We start from the raw sequence: 17626 nt of genomic DNA on the forward strand, positions 1-17626 counted from the left end.
TTCCGGCCGTGCTCTGCGGCGGCCTGCTGCAGGCCTGGCTGGTCGACGGGTTCGGCTATAACAGGATGGTGCGCCGGCAGGCGCTGGACGACGAGGGCCGGCATTTGCCCTGACCCGGCGGGCCGCCGCCGGCGCACCCTACGCCGGCGACTGCGGCAGCGGCAGACCAGCGCCGGCGCGCGCATTTCCCAAACCCCGGCGCGCTATGTTTTCATGCGCGCCTTTGCCAAAGCCTGGTGCGCGCGCATGACCGTCATCGAATCGACCATCGACACCCGCAGCCCGGAATTCCAGACCAATGCGCAGCAGCTGCGCGCCGCGGTGGAGGATCTCAAGGCGCAGATGGCCAAGGCCGCCCTGGGCGGCGGCGAGAAGGCACGCAACAAGCACACCGAGCGCGGCAAGCTGCTGCCGCGGGAACGCATCCGCGCCCTGCTCGACCCGGGTTCGCCCTTCCTGGAACTGTCCTCGCTGGCCGCCCACGGCATGTACGACGACGCGGCGCCCTGTGCCGGCGTCATCACCGGCATAGGCCGGGTGCACGGCCAGGAAATCGTCGTCGTCGCCAACGACGCCACGGTCAAGGGCGGCACGTATTTCCCGATGACGGTGAAAAAGCACCTGCGCGCGCAGGAAATCGCGCTGGAGAACCGCCTGCCCTGCGTCTACCTGGTCGACTCCGGCGGCGCCTTCCTGCCGCTGCAGGATGAAGTCTTCCCGGACAAGGAACACTTCGGCCGCATCTTCTACAACCAGGCGCGGCTCAGCGGCCTGGGCCTGGCGCAGATCGCCGTGGTCATGGGCTCCTGCACCGCCGGCGGCGCCTACGTGCCGGCCATGTGCGACGAGACCATCATCGTCAAGGAACAGGGCACCATCTTCCTCGGCGGCCCGCCGCTGGTGAAAGCCGCCACCGGCGAGGTGGTGGACGCCGAATCCCTCGGCGGCGCCGAAGTGCATACCGCGGTTTCCGGGGTGGCCGACCATTTCGCCGAGAACGACGCCCACGCCCTGGCCATCGCCCGCGACGTGCTGCGCCATCTGAACCGGCGCAAGGAGCTGCCGGTGGCGGTGGCGCCGCCGCGCGAACCGGCCTATCCGGCGCAGGACCTCTACGGCATAGTCCCGGCCGATACGCGCCGGCCCTTCGACATCCGCGAGATCATCGCGCGCATCGTCGACGGTTCGGAATTCCAGGAATTCAAGGCGCGCTACGGCAAGACCCTGGTCTGCGGCTTCGCCCATATCCACGGCTATCCGGTCGGCATCGTCGCCAATAACGGCATCCTGTTCGCCGAATCCGCGCTCAAGGGCGCGCACTTCATCGAGCTGTGCAACCAGCGCAACATTCCTCTGGTATTCCTGCAGAACATCACCGGCTTCATGGTCGGGCGCAAATACGAGAACGCCGGCATCGCCAAGGACGGCGCCAAGATGGTGACCGCGGTGGCCTGCTCCCACGTGCCCAAGTTCACCGTCATCATCGGCGGCAGCTTCGGCGCCGGCAATTACGCCATGTGCGGCCGCGGCTACCAGCCGCGCTTCCTGTGGATGTGGCCCAATGCGCGCATCAGCGTGATGGGCGGCGAGCAGGCCGCCTCGGTGCTGGCCACGGTACGCCGCGACGGCCTGGAAGCCGCCGGCACACAATGGAGCGGCGCGGAAGAGGAAGCCTTCAAGGCGCCCATCCGCGCCCAGTACGAGCGCCAGGGCCATCCCTACTACGCCAGCGCGCGCCTGTGGGACGACGGCGTGATCGATCCGGCCGACACCCGCCGCGTCCTGGGCCTGGCGATTTCGGCCAGCCTGAACGCGCCGATCGAGCCGCAGCGCTACGGCGTGTTTCGCATGTAGCGCCGCGTTGCGGCGCTACAGCGGGGGATTCGGGGATTCGGGATTCGCAAGAACGCGGCTCCGGGCAAGAAAACCCCGTCGAGGTACAGCCGCAGGAGGGTACGCGCCGCCGGGCATGCCTCCGAATCGCCAATCAGGCATCCCGAATCCCCTTTCCCATCCCGCTTCCAACACCGAATCACACATCCCGAATCCCTGGGCCGCCACACGGCAGCCTAACCCCTACCGTTCAGCGGCGTTTCATGACGACTGTGCGGGCGGTCACGCGACAGACGCCGACGGCGCGTTAATGTTGGCATCGCCAGATCCGGGGAAATCCAACATGTCTCGCCTGACCAGCCGTTGCGGCGCAGCCCTTGCCTGCGCCGTCCTCAGCGTGTTCGCCGCCAGCGCGGCCCACGCCCGTACCTTCCTCAAGAATGGTTTCGACACGCCGACCGACCGACCGGCCAGCGATGCCGAAGCCGCCCGCTTCCTGACCCAGGCCACCTTCGGCCCGAATGCCGCCGATATCGCCGAGGTACGCCTGCTCGGCTATTCGGGCTGGATAGACCGGCAGATGAACCTGATCGCCATGACCGCGGCGCGGCCGCACATGGAAGCCATCGCCGCGGCCATGGTCGGCACCAGCGACAACATCGGCCAGAACCAGCGCATGAGCCGCTGGTTCCACACCGCCGCGACCGGGCCCGACCAGCTGCGCCAGCGCGCCGCCTATGCGCTGTCGCAGATCTTCGTGATCTCCGACAACGGCAGCCTCAGCGGCGAGCCCATCCAGATGAGCGAGTACTGGGACCTGCTCGCGCGCAACGCCTTCGGCCCCTACCGCACCCTGCTGGACGAGGTGACCTACAACCCGTCCATGGGCAAGTACCTCAGCCATTTCCGCAACCGCAAGGCCGGCACCGGCCGCGAGCCGGACGAAAACTACGCGCGCGAGGTGATGCAGCTGTTCTCCATCGGCCTGTACGAGCGCAACATCGACGGCTCCTACCTGCTCAACGGCGGCCAGCTGGTGCCGACCTACGACCAGAGCACCATCACCAACTACGCCAAGGTGTTCACCGGCTTCGGCTACAACAACGCCGGCACCAATATCTTCGGCGGCACCAACACCTACCTGCCCATGTCCTGCGTGGCCAGCGAACACGACGTCACTGCCAAGACGGTCGTGGGCAATACCACCATCCCGGCCGGGCAGAGTTGCGCCAACGATGTGCGCGACGGCCTCAACCTGCTGGCCTCGCACGCCAACACTGCGCCGTTCATCGCGCGCCAGCTGATCCAGCGCTTCACCACCAGCAACCCCTCGCCGGCCTACATCACCCGCGTGGCGCAGAAGTTCAACAACAACGGCGACGGCGAGCGCGGCGACCTGGGCGCGGTGATCCGCCAGATCCTGCTCGACCCCGAGGCGCGCAACACCAATCCGCCGGCCAGCTTCGGCAAGCTGCGCGAGCCGCTGCTGCGCCTCACCGCGGTGCTGCGCGCCTGGCCGTTCCAGCTGCCGGCGCCCACCGCCTACGGCGAGATCCGCATGGGCATGACCAATCCCATCGCCTCGTACGCGCAGCGTCCGCTGGGCGCGCCCACGGTGTTCAATTTCTACGAACCTGACTACCAGCCGCCGGGCCCGCTGGCCGACGCCAACCAGTTCGCGCCGGAAATGCAGATCATCAACGAAACCACGACCTACTCCATTTCCAACAGCCTGGAGGACTACACCTTCCAGTACTACGTCGGCATGCCCAATCCGCCGGCCGACCGGCCGCTGATCGACGTCGGCGCGCTGGCCGCGCTGTCATCCTCGCCGGCGGCGATGGTGGAAGAGGTCAACCAGAAAATGCTGTACGGCTCGATGTCGGCCAACATGCGCAGCACGCTGACCAGCATGCTGAGTTTCATGAACGGCGCCACGCCCAGCGAGAAGGCCCGCTCGCTGCTGCAGCTCACCGCCATGTCGCCCGAATTCGCCACGCAACGCTGAGGAATGCCGCGATGAAACAGTCCGAACACAACCGCCGGCAGTTCCTCAAGGCCCTGGGCACCACGCTGTGCGCCGGCGGCGCTTCGGCTCTGCTGCCCCAGCTCAAGCTGATGGGCTCGGCCGTGGCCGCCACCCGGGCGCCGGTGCAGGATTACCGCGCACTGGTCTGCGTCTATCTCGCCGGCGGCAACGATTCCTGGAACATGCTGCTGCCCTATGACACGGCCCGCCACGGCGTCTACGCCACGGCGCGCGGCGGCATCTACAACGCCACCACCAACGCAGCCGGCCTGGGCATAGACCGGGCGCTGCTGACCAGCCAGTTCCAGATCACCGACGCGGCCGGCAGCGGCCAGTACGCGGTGAACCCGGGCAATGCCAACTACCCGACCGGCATGAGCGACGTCGCGAACATCTACCGCGAAAACAAGCTCGCCTTCATCGCCAACTGCGGCACCCTGGTACGCCCCATCACCAAGACCGAGTACAACGCCACGCCTTCGCTGCGCCCGCCGCAGCTGTACTCGCACAACGACCAGGAAAATCTCTGGCACCTGGCGCGCACCAGCTTCGCCAACGAGGGCTGGGGCGGCCTGGTCGCCGACCGCGTGCGCCTGGACAACATCAACCAGGCCCTGTCACCGTGCATCTCGCTGGCGGGCTCCAACCGCTTCGAGGTCGGTCTGGATACCTTCCCCTACCAGATGTCCTCCAGCGGCCTGACCGGTCTTTCCAATATCTACAATTCCAGCAGCAGCACCGGCGGCCAGTTCGGCTCCCAGCGCGCCGGCGCGCTGGACCTGCTGCTGGCCGACACGGCCAATCCGTCGCTGCTGACCCGGGAATACGCCCGCACCTTCAAGCGCGGGCGCGATCTGTACGACCTGATCAACTCCGCCCTGACCGCCGCCGACGGCTCGGGCAATGTGACCACGGTCTTCCCCTCGGGCAACTCCCTGGCCGACCAGCTCAAGATGGTCGCGCGCATGATCAAGATTTCGCGCGAGGACAGCGGCCAGATCCGCCACAAGCGCCAGATCTTCTACGTGCGCTTCGGCGGCTTCGACCTGCACGACAACCTGATGTCCACCGCCACCAACGGCCATGGCGCCCTGCTCAACCGCGTCTCGCAGGCGCTGGGCGCGTTCTGGGCCGCGCTGGGCGAGATCGGCGCGCGCAACGAGGTAACTACCTTCACCATGAGCGAATTCGCGCGCACGCTCAGTTCCAACGGCAACGGTTCCGACCATGCTTGGGGCGGCGTGCAGATGGTGATGGGCGGTGCGGTCAACGGCGGCCGCCTCTACGGCAGCTTCCCCGACCAGGCGCTCAACAACGCGATCAGTTTCAGCCGCGGCCAGACCATTCCGTCCACCAGCGTGGACCAGGTCGCCGCGACCCTGGCGCGCTGGATGGGCGTGACCAATACCAACGACCTCAACGCCATCTTCCCCAACCTGCCGAACTTCGCCAGCGGCAACCTGGGCTTCATGGCCTGAAAAACGGCACGGGACGGCATTGCGCCGTCCCGCCGGGTGAAACGGCAGCCCCGGCGCGGCGACGCGCCGGGGCTTTTTTGCATCAGAAGCGCGCGCTGAATTCCAGGCCCCAGGTGCGCGGCTCGTTGAGGAAGCCGACCAGGTTGTTGAAATCCAGCCCGCCGACGATGACTTCGCGGTCGGTGATGTTGCGCCCGAACAGGGCGACCTCGTAATCGCCGTAGTGCCAGTTGTAGCCCAGGCGCAGACCGCCTTCGAGCAGCGGCTTGCCGGTGAACTCCACCGATTCGTACAGGAAGAAGTTCACCTTGCTGCGATACGCCCAATCGGTATAGATGTAGAATTCGCCGCTTTCCAGCGGAATGCCGTAGCGCGCCGTCACGTTGTAGACATGCTTGGGCGCCTGCGGCAGCGGATTGCCGTCGATGCGCACGGTGCCGGCCACGCTGCCGGCGGGATCCAGCACGGTGCAGGGCGCGCCGCACTTGAACACGGTGAGGTCGCGGTCCTGGATCTCGGTGTCGTTGAAGCTGGCGCCGGCGGTGACGAGCAGGTGGTCGCCGAGCAGGGCTTCCAGATCCAGTTCCACGCCGCGGCCCACCGCCTTGTCCGCATTCACCAGACGCGCGATGTTGGCATTGCCGCCGACTGCGGTGAGCTGCGGATCGTCGATGGTGTAGTGGTACAGGGCCAGGCCCAGGCGCAGGCGGTTTTCCAGCAGTTGCGCCTTGAGGCCGCCTTCCCAGGACAGCACGGTTTCGGATTCGGCCACCGTCACCAGCTCGTCGCTGGGCAGGGTTGCGTCGGCGAACATCAGGCGGCCCTGCACGCTGGGGGCGCGGAAGCCGCGCGCGACGCGGCCGTACAGGTTCACCGCCTCGCTGGCCTGGTAGACCGCGCTGAGGTCCCAGCTCACGTCGGTATCGCTGGGGCTGATGCGGATGGGCGCGATCGGCGGACCGAACGGCCCCTGCACGCGCGCCGCGGTGAATTCCTTCTGGTCGTCGCTGTAGCGCAGGCCGCCGCGCAGCTTGAGGCGTTCGGTCAGGTCGAAATCGGCCGAGGCGAACACGGCCCAGGCTTCGTTGTCCTGGCTCTGCGTGGCATAGCCGTTCTGCGGCTGGCCCGGGGCCAGGGTGTCGTAGCTGAAGGTGTCGACGTCGATGGATTCATCGAAGCCGAATACGCCGGCCTGCCAGTCGAAGCGGCCCCATTCGTTGGATTCGATGCGGAATTCCTGGCTGAGCTGGCGGTGCTTGGGCAGACCGTCGGCGGATTCGGCCGGGAACGGGATCAGGCCGGGGCCGTAGTTGCCCTCGCCCAGGAATACCGCGCCGTAGCCGCCGTCGATATCGCCGCGGCTGTAGGAATCCACGGTTTCATAGCCGGTGATCGAATGCAGCGTGGTGCTGCCCAGGTCCCAGCGCAGGCGCAGGTTGGCGCCGAACTGCTTGAGATCCTGCGAATTGACGCCGTCGATGCTGACCTGGTCGCGGCGGAAGCCTGGCACCAGGTCGTTCGTGCCCGGCTGGATGATATTGGCGCGGAACAGGCGCGCCGTGCCGTCGAGCTTGCGCGCGTGCAGGTTCAGCAGCGCATCGAACTCGTCGCTGGGCGCGTGCAGGAACTGCAGGCGCGCGGCGCTCTCGCGGTAGCCTTCCAGATCGTCGCCGGGGCCGTTGCGGGTGTTGTCGACCCAGTCGTCGCGACGCTGGTGCAGCACCGACAGGCGCGCCGAGGTGCTCTCGCTCAGGCCGCCGGTGACTGCGCCGGAAAGATTGATGCTGCCGTAGCGGCCGTAGCTGACCCGGCCGAAGCCGCCGAACTCCTGTTCCGGCCGGGCCGACTCGAACTTGATGACGCCGGCCGGCGAGTTGCGCCCGAACAAGGTGCCCTGAGGGCCGCGGGCCATTTCCACCTGGTCCAGGTCGAAGATGGGAAAGCCCTTGAGGATGGGGTTTTCCTGCACCACGCCGTCGTAGACCAGCGATACCGGCTGGGAGGCGTTGAGGTCGAAGTCGGTATTGCCCAGGCCGCGGATGTAGAAGCGCGGGAAGGCACGGCCGAAGGAGGATTCGATGTTCAGGCTGGGCAGGCGTCCGGCCAGGAAGCGGATGTCGTCGCCGCCGGAACCCAGCACTTCGAGCTTCTCGGCCTCCACGGCGGTAATCGCCATGGGCACGTCCTGGATGTTCTCCACCCGGCGCTGGGCGGTGACGGTGACCGTCTCCAGCGCGGCGGCCTCGCCGCCGCGGCGGGCTTCCTCCTCGCGCTGTTCGGCATCCTCGGCCCGGGCCTGGACCGGCAGGGCAAGCAGGATGGCGGCGGCGAGGCCGCCCAGTTGCAGCCCGCGGCGGGCACGGAAATTCGACGTCTTCATGGAATCCGGTTCCTGATGGCGATGGACGAACGTCTGCTGGGAAGCCGCACCGGCCGCCGCCGCGCCGTCCCGGCCCCCGCCCGGACGTCACTGCGGCCCCCGAGGCTGCGGAAGCGGCTGGCTGAACTGTGCCCAAAAATGGCCGCTGGCGCCATCGGGCCGCCATCGCCACCGCACCCGGCAGCGGCGGCCCTTTGGCTTCAACGACTTGCCAGCAGCGTTCCGGCCCCGCTAGAATCCGCGACTCCGTGCGCCGTCCGGTGCCGGGGGCCTTGCCTCACCGCATGCCGTCACTGCAGACGTGACATGGACGGGAGGCTGCGCCGGGCATCCGTCCGGTGCCATCCACAAGGAGTTTCCATGCGTCATTATGAAATCGTGTTCCTGGTCCACCCGGACCAGAGCGAACAGGTGCCCGCCATGATCGAGCGTTACAAGACGCTGATCGAAGGCGACAAGGGCGCCATCCACCGTCTGGAAGACTGGGGCCGCCGCCAGCTGGCGTTCCCGATCCAGAACCTGGCCAAGGCCCATTACGTTCTGATGAACATCGAGTGCAGCCAGACCGTGCTGAACGAACTCGAATCGGGCTTCCGCTTCAACGATGCCGTGCTGCGCCACCTGATCCTGGTGCGCGACGAAGCCGTCACCGAGCAGTCCTTCATCATGAAGTCCAAGGACGAGAAGGCGGGCGACCGCCGCCGTCGCGATGACGATGAAGGCGGTTTCGGCGGTAATGCCGAATCCAGCGATTCCGAAGCGGCCTGAGCCAGGAGCCCACCATGTCCAAGTTTTTCCGTCGCAAGAAGTTCTGCCGCTTCACCGCCGAAGGCACGGTCGAGATCGACTACAAGGATCTGAACACCCTGCGCCAGTACATCGGCGAGACCGGCAAGATCGTCCCCAGCCGCATCACCGGCACCAAGGCCAAGTACCAGCGCCAGCTCGGCGTCGCCATCCAGCGCGCCCGCTTCCTGTCGCTGCTGCCGTACTGCGACAACCACTGAGCCTTTTGCGATGGCGTCCGGTTTCCGGATGCTATCCCTCTCGTCGGCGGCATCCCCGCCCATGAGACGCAATACCCCCTCGCCCCCCAAGCTCGCTTGGGGGAGAGGGTCGGGGTGAGGGGGCAACGCCCAACCCGCATCGAAGTTCGATTTTCGCCACCGGCCCGCATCGCGAGCTGTCACGCGAAAACCCGGCGGCGAAGCAACGGACGCGCCGCCCCTCACCCAACCCTCCCCCCACGCGCCTGCGGCGCGTGGGGGGAGAGGGCTTCAACCACAGTTTCGCGACGTTTAGCGACATCGCGATTCGGACAGCCACCGCTGCATCCGCACCGCCGCAATCCTGCCGTCAGCGGCCGCAAGGCCAGGCAACGGCGCCGGGTGCTAACGAATCGGAGAATCCCATGGAACTGATCCTGCTGCAGAAAGTGAAGAACCTCGGCGTGCTGGGCGACAAGGTCAAGGTCAAGCCGGGCTACGGCCGCAACTACCTGGTCCCGACTGGCAAGGCCGTGCCGGCCACCGCCGACAACGTCGCCCAGTTCGAACAGCGCCGCGCCGAGTTTGAAGCCAAGGCCAACCAGATCCTGTCCGGCGCCGAAGCGCGCAAGGCCACCCTGGAAGGCGCCAGCGTCACCCTCAGCGCGAACGCAAGCCCGGAAGGCAAGCTGTTCGGCTCGGTCGGCCCGCGCGACATCGCCGAAGCCTTCACCGCCGCCGGCAAGCCGCTGGAAAAGTCGGAAGTGGTCATGGGCGAAGGCCCGCTGCGCCACATCGGCGAATTCGAAGTGCAGGTCCACCTGCACGCCGACGTACACACCACGGTCAAGGTCGTCGTCACCGCCGCCTGATCGTGCGCGGCGCCGGACGGCATGGCCGTTCCAGCCCCGCAGCACACTGAAGTACCCGGACGGGCGCCCCAGGGCGCCCGTTCGTTTTGAGGGCAGGCGCGTGCAGGCAGGCCGGCCGGAAAACGGTCCCGGTGCCGGCCGGAGCTTTACGCGGGGAACGGATGCGGCAGTGAACGCCGTCCGCGCCGCGCCGCGCAGACCGCTGAACGCCATACACGCCGCTGCACAACTTACCCACAGCTTGTTGTCTCGACAGATGGGACGGCGCTTCGCATCATCGGAAGCCGTGCCAGTCGCTCGCCGCGAGAATTCAATGGCCGCCACGCCCGATCGCAAACCCGCTGCCGCGCGCAGCATGGACGCCCTGCGCGTACCGCCGCATTCCGTCGACGCCGAACAGGCCGTGCTGGGCGGACTGATGCTGTCGCCGGAGGCCTGGGACAAGGTCGCCGACCGTCTCACCGAGGAAGATTTCTACCGCAAGGACCATCGCGTGATCTTCCGCGCGATCACCGAGCTGTCCAACAAGAGCATGCCCTGCGATGCGGTGACGCTGGGCGAATGGTTCGAATCCCAGGGCCTGGCCGACCTGGTCGGCGGCACCGCCTATATCCTGCAGCTGGCCAATACCACGCCCAGCGCGGCCAATATCGCGGCCTACTGCGACATCGTGCGCGAGAAGTCGGTGCTGCGCCAGCTCATCGACGCCGGCACCGAGATCGCCAGCGACGGCTTCGCGCCGGAAGGCCGCAGCACCCAGGAAATCCTCGAAAGCGCCGAGCAGCGCGTGTTCCGCATCGCCGAGACCGGCGCACGCGGCCGCAGCGGCTTCGTGCCCATGCGCACCGCGGTGAAGGACGCCTTCGCCATCCTGCACCACCGCTTCGAGAACCGCGGCACGGTCACCGGCATTCCCACCGGCTTCACCGACCTGGACGAACTCACCGCCGGTCTGCAGCCTTCGGACCTCATCATCGTCGCCGCGCGCCCGGCCATGGGCAAGACCGCGTTCTCCCTCAACATGGCCGAATACGCCGCGATGAAGACCAAGCGCGCGGTAGCCGTGTTCTCGATGGAAATGTCCGCCTCGCAGCTGGCCTTCCGTCTGATCTCCTCGGTGGGCCGTATCAACCAGCAGCATTTGCGCAACGGCGACATTCAGGAAGAGGAATGGCCGCGCGTGACCAGCGCGATCACCCTGCTGTCCGAAGCCAAGATCTTCATTGACGACACCCCCGCGCTGTCGCCCTCGGAACTGCGCGCGCGCTGCCGCCGCCTCAAGCGCGAGCACGACCTCTGCCTCATCGTGATCGACTACCTGCAACTGATGCAGGTGCCCGGGAACAAGGAGAATCGTGCCACCGAAATTTCAGAAATCTCGCGCAGCCTGAAGGCGCTGGCCAAGGAGCTGCATGTGCCGGTGATCGCCTTGTCCCAGCTCAACCGCTCGCTGGAACAGCGCCAGGACAAGCGCCCGGTCATGGCCGACCTGCGCGAATCCGGCGCTATCGAGCAGGACGCGGACATGATCATGTTCATTTACCGCGACGATTACTACAACCAGGATTCACCGGACAAGGGACTGGCGGAAATCATCATCGGCAAGCAGCGTTCCGGACCTACCGGGAGTGTGAAGCTGACCTTCCTTGGGCAGTATACGAAGTTTGAGAATCATGCTTCGGATAATTATCTCGGGTCGTATGAGTGAGGCAGGATTGGTGATTAGGGCCCGGGGTTGGCAGAGCCCCGGAATACGCAATGGATATTTTTATAGTTTCAGTCTTTTTTGACAAATTTCCGGCGACCGCACTCCGGATTGACTTGAGCCTGCCGATTTCGTGCCTGGACAAGGATCCGCGCCGGAAAAGCCCTCTCCGATTGGAGGAGAGGGGTGGGTGAGGGGGCAACGCTTCAGCTCACCGCTCCGCCCAGGTTTTCACGCAAAGCTGCATTTTGAAGATCGCGGCGAAAATCTTGTGTGACTGCTGATTCCGGCGTCGCCCCCTCACCCCAACCCTCTCCCCCAAGCAAGCTTGGGGGAGAGGGAGCGCTCCGAATCTCCAGCCCCGAACCCCAAGCGCCCACTCGAATCCCGAACCTCGAATCCCGAACCTCGAATCCCGAACCTCGAATCCCGAACCTCGAATCCCGAACCTCGAATCCCGAACCTCGAATCCCGAACCTCGAATCCCGAACCGAACCCCGAACTTCGAATCCCGGATACCAGGTCCCAAATCCCGAATCGACCCTCATGAGCCGCACCACCGTAGCCACCATCCACCTCGACGCCCTGCGTGCCAACCTCGCCCGCATCCGTGCGCTCAGCGCCGGCGCCAAGGTGATGGCGGTGGTCAAGGCCGATGGTTACGGCCATGGCCTGGAACGTGTGGCGCGGGCGCTGGCCGATGCCGATGCCTTCGGTGTCGCGGCGATTGCCGACGGGCAGCGTCTGCGGGCGGCGGGACATGCGCAGCGCATCGTGGTGCTGTCGGGGCCGGACGAGGCGAATGATCTGGCCGAAATGCGCCGTCTGCGCCTGGATGCGGTGATCCATCATCCCAGCCAGATCGAATGGCTGGAGGCCGACACAGATCCGCGCCCGCTCGCGGTCTGGCTCAAGCTCGATACCGGCATGCACCGGCTGGGCTTCGCGCCCGAAGCCGCGCAGGCCGCCCATGCACGCCTGCGGGCGGTGGGCTCGGTGGAAGACGAAATCGTGCTGATGACGCATTTCGCCGCGTCCGACGAATTCGACAACGGCGCCACCGCGGCGCAGATCGCGCGTTTCAACGCCGTCACCGCTGCCCTGCCCGGCCCGCGCTGCCTGGCCAATTCCGCCGCCATCCTGGGCTGGCCGGCCGCGCGCGGCGACTGGGTGCGCGCCGGCGGCCTGCTGTACGGACTGTCGGTGGTCGCCGGCACGAGCGGCAGCGAACTGGGTTTCGCACCGGCCATGAGCCTGAGCACACGCCTGATCGCGATAAACCCGCTGCGCCGCGGCGAGTGCGTCGGCTATGCCGGCACCTGGGAATGCCCCGAGGACATGACCATGGGCGTCATCGCCATCGGTTACGGCGACGGTTATCCGCGCAGCGCGGCCAGCGGTACGCCGGTGCTGATCGGCGGCGAACGCGCCGAAATCATAGGCCGCGTGTCCATGGATCTGATCACCCTGGATCTGCGCAACGCGCCGTCGGCACGCATCGGCGACCGCGTATTGCTGTGGGGCCGCGGTCTGGCGGTGGAAGAAATCGCCGGACGCGCGGGCACGATCAGCTACGACCTGACCTGCGGCATGACCAAGCGCGTGCTGTTCGTCGAGGACTGAGACCCGTGTACTGCGCTGGCCGCGTGCGGCTGTGGGCCGCAGCCCGGCGGTGGAAGAAGTATCCGGTCGCGCCGCCGCGATCAGCTGCGGCGTGACCAAGCGCGTACTGGTCGTCGAGGACTGAGGCCCGCGCACAGTGGCGGCCGCGTGCGGCTGTGGGGCCGCAGCCCGGCGGCGGAAGAAGTACCCGGTCGCGCCGGCGCGATCAGCTGCGACCTGATCCGCGGCCTGAGCAAGCGCATGCTGTTCGTTGAAGACCGGGTTGCGCGCGCGCCGACCTCCGCGGGCCAATGGCAGCCGCGGCCAGAACGTCAGTCTCGCCATCTGCGATCCGCCGCAGCCATCCTGCGCGCCGTTTGCGTCCGCGCCGCCGCCTCGGCGACGCTATCCCCTCGCCACAGCTATCAGGACCGCCCATGGCCAAGGCCAAGACCGCCTACGTCTGCAACGAATGCGGCAGTGAACACAGCAAATGGCAGGGGCAATGCGCCGACTGCGGCGCCTGGAACTCGCTCAGCGAAATCGTGCTCAGCCCGGCGGCGAAGAATGCCCCGGCCGCGGCGCGCCGCAGCGGCTACGCCGGCGACGCCACCGCACCGCGCGTGCTGTCGCTGGATGCGGTGGCGCAGACCGTGGAGGCGCGCACGTCGATCGGCATAGGCGAGCTGGATCGCGTGCTCGGCGGCGGCCTGGTCGAAGGCTCGGTGGTGCTGATCGGCGGCGATCCGGGCATAGGCAAATCCACCTTGCTGCTGCAGATGCTCGGCGCCCTGGGCGAACGCCTCAACGGCCTCTACGTCACCGGCGAAGAATCCCTGGCCCAGGTCGCGGCGCGCGCCCAGCGCCTGGGGCTGCCTCTGGCGCCGCTGCGCGCGCTGGCCGAGACCTGCGTGGAACGCATCGTCGAACACGCCGCCGCGCACAAGCCCAAGGTGCTGATCATCGATTCCATCCAGACCATCTGGACGGAACTGCTGACCGCAGCGCCCGGGTCGGTCAGCCAGGTGCGCGAATCGGCGGCGCGGCTCACGCGCTTCGCCAAGGAATCCGGCATCAGCGTGTTCCTGGTCGGCCACGTGACCAAGGAGGGCGGCATCGCCGGCCCGCGCGTGCTGGAACATATGGTCGACGCCGTGCTGTATTTCGAAGGCGAATCCGGCAGCCGCTTCCGCGTGCTGCGGGCGTTCAAGAACCGCTTCGGCGCAGTCAACGAACTCGGCGTATTCGCCATGTCGGAAAAAGGCCTGCGCGAAGTGCCCAATCCTTCCGCCATCTTCCTCTCCGCCCACGCCGGCCCCACGCCGGGCAGCGCGGTCATGGTCACGCGCGAAGGCACGCGGCCGCTGCTGGTGGAAGTGCAGGCCCTGGTCGATCAGTCGCCGCTGGCCAATCCGCGCCGCGTCGCCCTGGGCCTGGAACAGAACCGCCTGGCGATGCTGCTGGCGGTATTGCACCGCCACGGCGGCGCAGCGGTCTACGATCAGGACGTGTTCGTCAACGTAGTCGGCGGCATCCGCGTACAGGAAACCGCCGCCGACCTGCCCATCCTGTTCGCCATTCTCTCCAGCTTTCGCGACCGCGCCCTGCCCGACAAGCTGGTCGCCTTCGGCGAAGTCGGCCTGTCCGGCGAGATCCGCCCCGTGCCCAACGGCGAGGAACGGCTCAAGGAAGCCGCCACGCACGGTTTCCTCAAGGCCGTGGTGCCCAAGGCGAACGCACCGAAGAAGGCAAGAATTGGAGAAATGGAAATTGTCGGCGTGGAGCGCCTGAGCGAGGCGCTGAACGCAATTCTCTGAACTGCCTGCGCATGCCGGCTGCCGCTGCAAAGCAGTCGCCGGCTGCGCGGGCGTCAGTACCGCATCAGTCTTTCTTCGCCGCCGGCGGTGCCGGCAGCGCATCCTTGAACGCCTCGACCTGTATGCGCACCAGGATGCGGCCCATGCCGTTGTCGGCGTACTGGCTCATGCCCCAGTCGGCCCGGTCCAGCGTGGCCTGTGCATCGGCGCCGCAGACCGGCTTCTTGTAGTAGAAATGTTCGGTGCAGGTGAGGCTGTTGATCTTGAGCTTCAGCGGCTTGGTCACGCCGCGCAGCGTGAGCTTGCCGTCGACTTCCACCGGCTTGTCGCCTTCGAAACGCAGTTCGCCGGCATAGGTCATGACCGGGAACCGGGCAGTATTCAGCCAATCCGCGGTGACAGCGTGTTCGTGCATGGAATCCAGGCCGAAATCGATGCTGTCGGTATCGACCTCGACCTTGACCGAACCCTTGTGGGCCGCCAGGTCCAGGCTGATCTCGCCGCGGCTGCGGTTGAACTTGCCGCGCCAGGTGGAAAGTCCCATATGCGGCATTTCCAGGCTGGGATAGGTGTGCTCCGGGTCGATCACGTACTTCTCCGGCGCAGCGTAGGCCGGCAGGGTGACGGCAAAGGCCAGCAGGCCGAACAGGCAGGGATGCAGGTTCATGGCGCAAATCCTCGGGCAGGGTGGGAACGGACGGTGAAGCCGCGGCCGCAGGATAGACGCCTGGGGCCGCGGCTTGCAGGAGCGTCGAACCAGGGCACTGCGGATCGACATGGCCGGCGCGTGGATCATGTCGCAGCGATGGCCGCGACTGCGGCCGCCCCACGCGGATTCATCCTCTACCGATCTGTGAAACCGCGTACGCCGATCACCATCCCCTCGCCATTGAAGCGGACGATGATGTAGCTGCTGGGACCGGTGGAATAGATCCAGTCCTCGCCTATCTGGGCGCCGTTTCGTCCTATCACCGCCCTGCGCCTGGACGGCTCGCCGCCCGCATCCATCACCCGCTTTTCGGTATCCCCCGCGGAAATCACCTTGCTCCCGAGCCGAACGGTCGAACTCGAAGAACCTGTATCCGCACCGGCCAGGCCGGCGTAAAGCAACACAAAAGCAATCACTGCAAATCGCATAAATCCCCCCCGTTACTGTCTGATGGACTGTCTCTACTGTCGCCGGGGCGCCTGCACTCCCAGCGTAATAGCGATCGCGTGGCGCGGACGGGCGTCCTGCTGAGGATCGGGACACCCACTTGCTGGCTCCTTCCCTAAGTCCGGACACCCAACGAATCAGGAGACAACGAATCAGGACACCCAATGAATGAAACGCGGCGAAGCGGCCCCAGGCTGTTGGACGTACGAGCCCGCCATCCATCAAACACCCGTGCCAGAAATCGAGAAACCTGAAGAAACCGGATCGACCGGCTTGGCGGGAGGAATGATTCGAGACAACCACCAACCATCGCGAGCCGGTCCGTCTTCCGATTCAGAAAGTCCCATCCCTAGGCAAATCAGCCCTCTAGGGCATATCAGGACACCCACAAACCGCCTGCTTGGCTGACTCAAGCCTGTTTCCCCGCTAGATCAGCGCTAGATCAGGACACCCACAAATCGAGCGAACCGCGACACCTTCGACCATTAGCCCCGACCGGCCCGCCTTCCGCTCCAGAAAGTCGCGTCCCGAGCACTCCGGGACACCCACAAATCCCCACCCGACCAACCGACCGCTCAGGCCAACCTGCCAGTCCCCCCAATACCCTTGCCCCATCGCCTTCACTCCCCGATGCTGCCCACTGCCCCACCTCGGCCCGGCTCCGATGTTGACCAGCCTCACCCTGATCCTTATCGGCTTCTCCATCGCCAGCGCGGTCCTGCTGCTGGGCGCCAACCTGGCCGGCTACGGGCCGCCGGAGCAGAGCTGGCTGTCGCGCCTGGCCGCCGTCGTACTGCTGGCCGGCCTGGCCTGCCTGCAATGGCTGCACGGCGACTATCTGCTGCACGGCGGAGCGCTATTCCAGGCGCGCTATTACGCCAGCCTGCTGTACCTGGTCGATCCGGCCTTCTACCTGTTCTTCCTTGGCGTGTTGCAGCCGCCGGCGGCGAGCAATCCGCTGCGCCTGCTGCATTTCGCGCCGGTGGTGCTGGCCTGGCTGCTGCCGGCAGCGGTGGCGATACCGCTGGCGTTCGCGTTCGGCGCACTGCACGCGCTGCTGCTGTGGCGGCTGGTGCACGCACTGCGCGCACAGCGCCGGCATTTCCGGCTGGAGGCCGCCGCCTTCGCCGTGTTCGCGCTGATCGCCCTGGCCATACTGGTGCTGGGCCTGACCGCGCCGCTGCACAGCGAGCGGAACTTCTTCCTCGGCTACGCCCTGCTGATCGGCCTGGCCTTCTGGCTGATCGTCTACCTCCTGCTGCGCTTCCCCGACCTGCTCGCGCGCGCCGCGGAGGCCGTGCGCAGCGCCTATGCCATTTCCACCCTGGGCCGTATCGACAGGGAACAGGTGCTGGCCCGGCTGCAGCGGCTGCTGCGCGAGGAAAAGGTCTATTGCGACGAGAACCTCAGCCTGGCCAGCCTGGCGCAGCAGCTGGAGCTGACGCCGCACCAGTTGTCGGAGCTGATCAACTCCAGCTACGGCGTGGGCTTCTCGCGGCATATCCGCGAGCACCGGGTCGAGGCGGCCAAACACATGCTGCTGGCCGAACCGGAGGCCTCGGTGCTGTCCGTCGGCCTGGCTGTGGGCTTCACCTCGCAGTCGAATTTTTACGCCGCCTTCCGCGAGATCACCGGCGAGGTGCCGGGCCGGTTCCGCAAGCGCGGCGGTGAACAATCGCCCTGATCGCAGCGTCCAGGCCCGGCGCCGCGGGCGCACTGGCCATCAGATGCCCTCGCCCAAGCCCGGCCGGAAAGCCGCAAGCTTGCG

General features: G+C 66.6%; 13 protein-coding genes. 10 read left to right on the plus strand and 3 right to left on the minus strand.

Translation table 11 applies throughout. The annotated features are described in order from the left end of the window. Positions 1–246 precede the first annotated feature (246 nt). The 3 genes from NM961_RS09830 (at position 247) to NM961_RS09840 (ending at position 5340) form a co-directional block, all read left to right on the plus strand. Entirely contained in the window at positions 247–1854 is a 1608-nt protein-coding gene (locus NM961_RS09830; protein ID WP_255914057.1) for a carboxyl transferase domain-containing protein, read from the plus strand. 322 nt (positions 1855–2176) lie between these two features. After that, positions 2177–3841 (plus strand): DUF1800 domain-containing protein, encoded by a 1665-nt coding sequence (locus NM961_RS09835; protein WP_255914060.1) that lies wholly within the window; start codon positions 2177–2179, stop codon positions 3839–3841. Between the two features lie 11 nt (positions 3842–3852). Beyond that, positions 3853–5340, plus strand: coding sequence for a DUF1501 domain-containing protein (locus NM961_RS09840; RefSeq protein ID WP_255914061.1), 1488 nt, complete (start codon positions 3853–3855; stop codon positions 5338–5340). A gap of 82 nt (positions 5341–5422) precedes the next feature. Here NM961_RS09840 and NM961_RS09845 read toward each other — a convergent pair whose 3' ends face one another. After that, complete coding sequence (locus NM961_RS09845; RefSeq protein WP_255914063.1) at positions 5423–7720, minus strand: TonB-dependent receptor; 2298 nt, start codon at positions 7718–7720, stop codon at positions 5423–5425. Positions 7721–8080: 360 nt separating this feature from the next. On the opposite strand from NM961_RS09845, the gene rpsF reads away from it, so the two are divergent. The 6 genes from rpsF (at position 8081) to radA (ending at position 14702) form a co-directional block, all read left to right on the plus strand. After that, positions 8081–8488, plus strand: a complete 408-nt coding sequence (gene rpsF / locus NM961_RS09850) for a 30S ribosomal protein S6 (protein ID WP_255914064.1) — start codon at positions 8081–8083, stop codon at positions 8486–8488. A 14-nt stretch (positions 8489–8502) separates the two neighbouring features. Next, a complete protein-coding gene (gene rpsR / locus NM961_RS09855) occupies positions 8503–8727 on the plus strand; it encodes a 30S ribosomal protein S18 (protein ID WP_255914065.1) in 225 nt (74 codons plus the stop codon). Positions 8728–9131: 404 nt separating this feature from the next. After that, positions 9132–9578 carry a 50S ribosomal protein L9 gene (rplI, locus tag NM961_RS09860; RefSeq protein WP_255914066.1) on the plus strand — a complete coding sequence of 149 codons (447 nt, stop codon included), beginning with the start codon at positions 9132–9134 and terminating at the stop codon, positions 9576–9578. A 313-nt stretch (positions 9579–9891) separates the two neighbouring features. Beyond that, a complete protein-coding gene (locus NM961_RS09865; protein WP_255914067.1) occupies positions 9892–11286 on the plus strand; it encodes a replicative DNA helicase in 1395 nt (464 codons plus the stop codon). Between the two features lie 543 nt (positions 11287–11829). Then, positions 11830–12906 carry an alanine racemase gene (gene alr / locus NM961_RS09870; protein WP_255914068.1) on the plus strand — a complete coding sequence of 359 codons (1077 nt, stop codon included), beginning with the start codon at positions 11830–11832 and terminating at the stop codon, positions 12904–12906. A 416-nt stretch (positions 12907–13322) separates the two neighbouring features. Continuing rightward, positions 13323–14702 carry a DNA repair protein RadA gene (gene radA, locus NM961_RS09875; RefSeq protein ID WP_255914069.1) on the plus strand — a complete coding sequence of 460 codons (1380 nt, stop codon included), beginning with the start codon at positions 13323–13325 and terminating at the stop codon, positions 14700–14702. 64 nt (positions 14703–14766) lie between these two features. On the opposite strand, the gene NM961_RS09880 is transcribed toward radA, so the two are convergent. Together NM961_RS09880 and NM961_RS09885 are read right to left on the minus strand one after the other, a co-directional pair. After that, complete coding sequence (locus tag NM961_RS09880) at positions 14767–15369, minus strand: YceI family protein (protein WP_255914070.1); 603 nt, start codon at positions 15367–15369, stop codon at positions 14767–14769. A gap of 176 nt (positions 15370–15545) precedes the next feature. Next, a complete protein-coding gene (locus NM961_RS09885; RefSeq protein ID WP_255914071.1) occupies positions 15546–15839 on the minus strand; it encodes a DUF2845 domain-containing protein in 294 nt (97 codons plus the stop codon). Positions 15840–16522: 683 nt separating this feature from the next. On the opposite strand from NM961_RS09885, the gene NM961_RS09890 reads away from it, so the two are divergent. Further along, positions 16523–17542: an AraC family transcriptional regulator gene (locus NM961_RS09890; RefSeq protein WP_255914072.1), complete on the plus strand. Its 1020-nt coding sequence runs from the start codon at positions 16523–16525 to the stop codon at positions 17540–17542. The last annotated feature ends 84 nt before the right edge of the window (positions 17543–17626 follow it).

The sequence above is a fragment of the Tahibacter harae genome (assembly GCF_024437735.1).
GTDB lineage: Bacteria > Pseudomonadota > Gammaproteobacteria > Xanthomonadales > Rhodanobacteraceae > Tahibacter > Tahibacter harae.